This window comes from Photorhabdus sp. S10-54 (assembly GCF_963878145.1).
Taxonomy (GTDB): Bacteria; Pseudomonadota; Gammaproteobacteria; order Enterobacterales; family Enterobacteriaceae; genus Photorhabdus; species Photorhabdus kayaii.
In genome coordinates this window covers 1-5,081 of record NZ_CAWNXG010000089.1, presented here as the reverse complement: position 1 = coordinate 5,081, position 5,081 = coordinate 1, and the positions used below count along the sequence as shown (strand labels likewise).

The 5,081-nt window shown below is 37.6% G+C and carries 5 protein-coding genes; 4 read left to right on the top strand and 1 reads right to left on the bottom strand.

All coding sequences use genetic code 11. The features are described 5' to 3' along the window. Positions 1 to 693: 693 nt before the first annotated feature. Complete coding sequence (locus AACQ83_RS23225; protein WP_112879779.1) at positions 694 to 903, bottom strand: helix-turn-helix domain-containing protein; 210 nt, start codon at positions 901 to 903, stop codon at positions 694 to 696. Positions 904 to 1,224: 321 nt separating this feature from the next. On the opposite strand from AACQ83_RS23225, the gene AACQ83_RS23220 reads away from it, so the two are divergent. The 4 genes from AACQ83_RS23220 (at position 1,225) to AACQ83_RS23205 (ending at position 5,026) form a co-directional block, all read left to right on the top strand. Further along, on the top strand, positions 1,225 to 1,806 hold the full coding sequence (locus tag AACQ83_RS23220; RefSeq protein WP_158537816.1) for a helix-turn-helix domain-containing protein: 582 nt from the start codon (positions 1,225 to 1,227) through the stop codon (positions 1,804 to 1,806). Between the two features lie 353 nt (positions 1,807 to 2,159). After that, positions 2,160 to 2,852 (top strand): PAS domain-containing protein, encoded by a 693-nt coding sequence (locus AACQ83_RS23215; RefSeq protein WP_112879777.1) that lies wholly within the window; start codon positions 2,160 to 2,162, stop codon positions 2,850 to 2,852. A 53-nt stretch (positions 2,853 to 2,905) separates the two neighbouring features. Then, a complete protein-coding gene (locus tag AACQ83_RS23210) occupies positions 2,906 to 3,586 on the top strand; it encodes a helix-turn-helix transcriptional regulator (protein ID WP_112879776.1) in 681 nt (226 codons plus the stop codon). Positions 3,587 to 4,378: 792 nt separating this feature from the next. Continuing rightward, complete coding sequence (locus AACQ83_RS23205; RefSeq protein ID WP_240000907.1) at positions 4,379 to 5,026, top strand: POTRA domain-containing protein; 648 nt, start codon at positions 4,379 to 4,381, stop codon at positions 5,024 to 5,026. Positions 5,027 to 5,081 lie beyond the last annotated feature (55 nt).

Genomic DNA, 5,081 nt, shown 5'->3' with positions numbered 1-5,081 from the left:
CGACATCGCAGAAGAGTTCAACTAGTTTATCCATGCCTGTTCCTAATAAGATCGTTTTTTTCTTGGTCGAAAATTTTGATCTTGGAACAGGCACTTAGTTCCATTTTTTTATCCAGAGTTCAGGTTATTTACAATCGGGGGTTATTCATTTAACAAAAGAAGCCGCAAAACAACATGTAAAAGCCATAATTAAAATTAATAATGGTGAATTCTGATGAACTCACTCGAAAAGATGGCTCATAAATAGGACCAGCAGGAGTATTTGAAAATAAATTTACGGTTTTACTGTGTTATTGGCGTCCAAACCGTAAGTTTCTGTATAAAATTAACCGCCAACGAAGTAAGGGCCGTTTGGCAGTATGTGCTTGTATAGCAATAAAGGGATGTTGATGACCGGGAAGCTGGTCACTACCCCTATCCAGTAAAATCTTTAATTTCTTTTATATGTTTTTTACCCTCTAAGAGATCTTTTAATTCTCTTCTACTACCATATAAGGCGAGAGTTTGGGTATTATATACTAACCCTTTTTTATAAAACTCATTCCTAAAAAGTGATAACAAAACAGGGCGTTAATAGCCCTGTTTTCATTCTATTATCATACCTGAAGCTTTCCACAAGAAAAATTTCAGGTAATGAGTTTCCTTTCATTGATTTTCATATGAGAAATTCATGTGAATTTTGGAAATGACAACTCATTTAGAGTATCTGCTCGGCCATATTTCGTATGGCTCACAATCTAAAGCGGTAGCAATGAGGCGTTCGCCCTTAGGCCAGCTACGATGCAGAGCATTACTTAAGGTGGATGCGGCAAGCCCCGCTTCTCTTGAAACAGCAGATAATGTCGTTCCCCGTTTTTTAAGGCCCGCAATAATATCCGCTGGGTGCCAGTCGATTTTTACAATCATTCCTTTTTTCTCTCCTCAGTATTAGTTATTCAAGGTGCTATATTCATACTCTCTTTAGATTGATATTTTTATGTTGTTACAGCTTTTTCCCTGAGTCCGCACTGGAGCGGAATGCTAAAAAATGGCTGTACTAAGACATTAAACCCCGCCAAGTACAGCCAAATATTCCCCGAATAGGAAAATGTTATGTCTAACGGCAAAAAGGGCATAAATAAACTTCAATTGTTCAAAAGTGAACGTTGAATGTTCAGAAATGTTCTTTTGCGGATACTAAAATGTTCAAAAAGTTTAGTTATTTTTGGAAGCGTTGGAATACGTATGAAATACTTTAACGAACGTCTTAAAGAAGCGCTTGAGTTACGGGGAATGACACCAACAAATCTGGCTCACCGAATCGGTGTGCAAGGGGGTTATATTTCAAAACTGCTTTCGGGGCAAATCAGCAACACCAAGCACATAGGCGCAATCAGTGAATGCCTTAATGTCAATATTGGATGGCTTAAAAGTGGAGATGGGCTGCCTGTCGTCGGAACTGAGACACATTATGTCGATATTCCACTTTATACGTCAATTAATGAATATAGTAAAAAAAATTATATGAAAATGGCTCGCATTCCATATTTATGTGTAGATAAAGATGATTATCTATTTGCAATATCACTATCTCAAAATGACTTATTTGAGGAAGGGGTAACTATGGTTGTTAATAAGCATGGAAAAGGAAACGGTTTTTTTCTTATTGAAGATAATAAAGAGTTATTCATCTCATCTCGATTTGACAACATTAATAGCCTCAATTGGGTGCATAATACAAATAAAAAATCTGTAGTAATCAATACAGCCAAAATTTTAGGAAAGATCGTGGCATTTTACGAACAACCTTATTCAATTCATGTGTAGAAGAGAAGCGTCTAAATGTTCACGCCAGGTTCCGATTCAATACCAAATTTAAAAGTCTTTATGTAACATATAGCAACATAATATCTCATATCTTTATAAGACAATCCATCTTAACAGATTGCGATGTTATGTGCGTGCAATTTTTAACTGGCAAAATAAATCACTTAAATTATTTTCAATAAAAATAATATTTTCCTTATATTACTTGGTGTTTATAATACCATCATAAAATTAATAAAAATACAGTCTTTAACTGGATAATTGTTATACTATATTATAGAGTTAAGTTATTTTGTGTATCATCAAAAAACAATCCGTTCAGATAATGGCTTAATAATAACTAAGGAGTTACTGTGTCAAATAGGAAAAATAAACCGGATAATATCACTCCACAACTAATTTACATGTGGGAAAGAAGTAATGAACCGTGGGGCGCTAAAGATCGCCAATCAAAATTTATGTATGCCAATCCTGCTTTTCACCAGTTGCTCAATTTGCCTGAAGATTTCGATATTGCAGGACTTTCAACGGACGAATTACCCTCACCGATTGCAGAATATGCAGAAGAGTATCGCCGTCAGGATCAAAAAGCTATGCAAACGATGAAAACCGTCACTTCACTTGAAACCCACCTGTTTGGGGAAAATGAAGTCAAACAAACTTACCGCTGTAGCAAATCCCCACTTTGTGATGAAAATGGTCACTGCATTGGCATTATATTTCACATGTCTAAAGCACAAAACTTTTCTACTGCTTATTACTATGAAAAGAAACTTCCGGCAACGCTGGAATTCACCGCCCCTAATGACATACTGACGCAATCTGAATGGGAAGTTCTCTTTCTCACTCTGCGCTCATTAGATGAAGATAAAATCAGTGAAGAACTAATGATAAGTGCCGAAGATGTAGTTAATCATATTCAATCAATTTACCAAAAATTCAATTTGCCACTACACGCAGAATTAAAAGATTTCTGTAAAGAACATAAACTCGATCTTTATATTCCAGCAAGATTTGTCACTATCGGTAGTATAGAGTTAAGTTGATTATAAAATATCAAGAATCTAACTTTAAGCCTGGATAAAAAAGGAGTGATAACATGAATAATAAACTAATTATCTCGCCTCAAATCATTAACACAATGAAGCAAAGTAATGAGCCTTGGGGAATAAAGGATAAGAACTCATGCTTTATTTATGGCAATCTGGCACTTAAACGTCTTGAAAATCTTCCAGATTCATTTGATTACGAAGGGCGGTATGATTATGAACTTCCTTGGGATGGCGCTGAGTTTGCAAAAGAATTCGTTCTTCATGATCAAAGTGCAATGAAGAGCGAAACAACAGTATGTTCGCTTGAAACACATATGTATGGGAGCGATAAATTCTTATCATCTCATTTTTGTGAAAAATACCCATTATATAATGATGAAAACGAATGTGTCGGAGTCATTTTCCACGGATGGGAAGCTCAGGATTTCTCATTAACCCGTTTATTTTATGGAAAACTCCCCGCTTCTATTATATTTCAACCACCGACTCATTTATTTACTCCACGGGAATGGGATGTCATTTTTCTTTCTTTACATAAGTATACCAGTAAACAAATTGGTCGGATATTAAACATTTCTTATCGTACTGTTGAACATTATATAGCAAAAATATATAGGAAGGTTGGTGTTAGGTCTGCTCAGCAATTGGAAGAATACTGTCGCTCCAACGATTATGATCTTTATGTACCAGAAAGATTTTTACATCCTGAAAGCAGCGTTTTGGTTTGAATCTCAAATCTTAATGATGTTCAACGAACTGAATTATCGTTATATGCTCCATTTATCGGGAAAAGAGAGCATGATTTATTACAGATTCCTTTACTGCCCGTTTTAAGGAAGAAACGGGGGTAAATATCCTTCTCCAAGGTATTGGCTTTCAGGTCATTTCTACAACAATTTTGCACAATGCACTCAAGGAGCAGCCACCCATTTTATTATTAAGCCGCTGTCTGGTTCTTTATGGCAGAACATAACACATCAAATAGTGACTCAGCGCTTTTTTTGCGTATTTTCATGAATGGAGATCGCTCAATAACTCCCTGTGTCAACATAGTTAGGATTCATGATTTTTGCCAATCTGTGAATTCATTACGAACACCTGTTGCCGATGGTTATCTCCCAATCCGAAATGGTATAGCGTCAGTTCTCATCATCTAACCTCATCAGAAAAGATAATACTGCATCACCAATTTACGACAATCATCACTTTTCCAGTGATTTAATCCTGAAACAAAACATCATAAATGTGATGTATATCACATAATTAACACAAAAAATGAAATTAATTTGAAATTATTAGTATTGGTTATTAAATGATTAATATTAATCTGTTTTTTATACAATGTTGTCACAAAATAATCACATTGGCCTGTTTTTTGCTTTTCAATATAACCCCTTGTTTTTGCTGATAACTTAACCAATCCCCTATTTTAGATGCCCGGTTGATCATCAATCCTAAATATTGATCGCTAAGTTAAATTCGTGGTTAATACCGCTCTGGCATTGTGGAATAGAAAGTCAATGAAAAGCAGTATTTTAGTGTTTGCGGTTTTTTATAGCGTGGTTTCAGGCAGTCAGGCTGCCGACCTCTCAGCACAACAACTCATTCATCAACAGGCACGTCAGCAAGCCCTGGAGGCGCAATTAACGCCACCCCCTGCGGAGGTTCATCTGTCTGTCCCCGAACAGGCGGTGTCATCCGCCTTTCCGCTGGAAACGCCGTGTTTTCCGATCACCCGCGTTGTGTTGGCAGGCACTGAAAATTTCCCGCACTGGTTGCCGTTCAGGCGTGTCGCTCAACAGGGTGAAAACCATTGCCTCGGCGCTCAGGGCATTAACCGGCTGATGACCCGGCTGCAAAATCAGCTCATCGATCATGGTTATGTCACCAGTCGAGTATTAGCGCCCAGTCAGGACTTGCATACTCAAACCTTAAAACTGGTGATGATACCGGGCAACATCCGGCATATCCGCTATACCCCTGACAGCGGGAAATATATCCAGCGGATAACCCCCTTTCCCGCGCGTGAAGGAAAATTGCTGGATTTACGGGACATTGAGCAGGGACTGGAAAACTTGCAACGTTTCCCGACCGTTCGAGGGTGTCGCAAAAGGCGCGTGTTATCCGTTAAGATCTGCGTACTTCTTTTAAGCGCAGATCTTTTATGACCTTATTCATTCGAAAACGGGAACCTTCTATTCATACTGGACGTCAGTTTGTCAC

What these genes read in the sequence shown, in the direction of transcription:
- AACQ83_RS23220 (WP_158537816.1), top strand. Translation starts at nt 1,225, where the DNA reads ATGAAATACTTTAACGAACGTCTTAAAGAAGCGCTTGAGTTACGGGGA.
- AACQ83_RS23210 (WP_112879776.1), top strand. Translation starts at nt 2,906, where the DNA reads ATGAATAATAAACTAATTATCTCGCCTCAAATCATTAACACAATGAAG.
- AACQ83_RS23205 (WP_240000907.1), top strand. Translation starts at nt 4,379, where the DNA reads ATGAAAAGCAGTATTTTAGTGTTTGCGGTTTTTTATAGCGTGGTTTCA.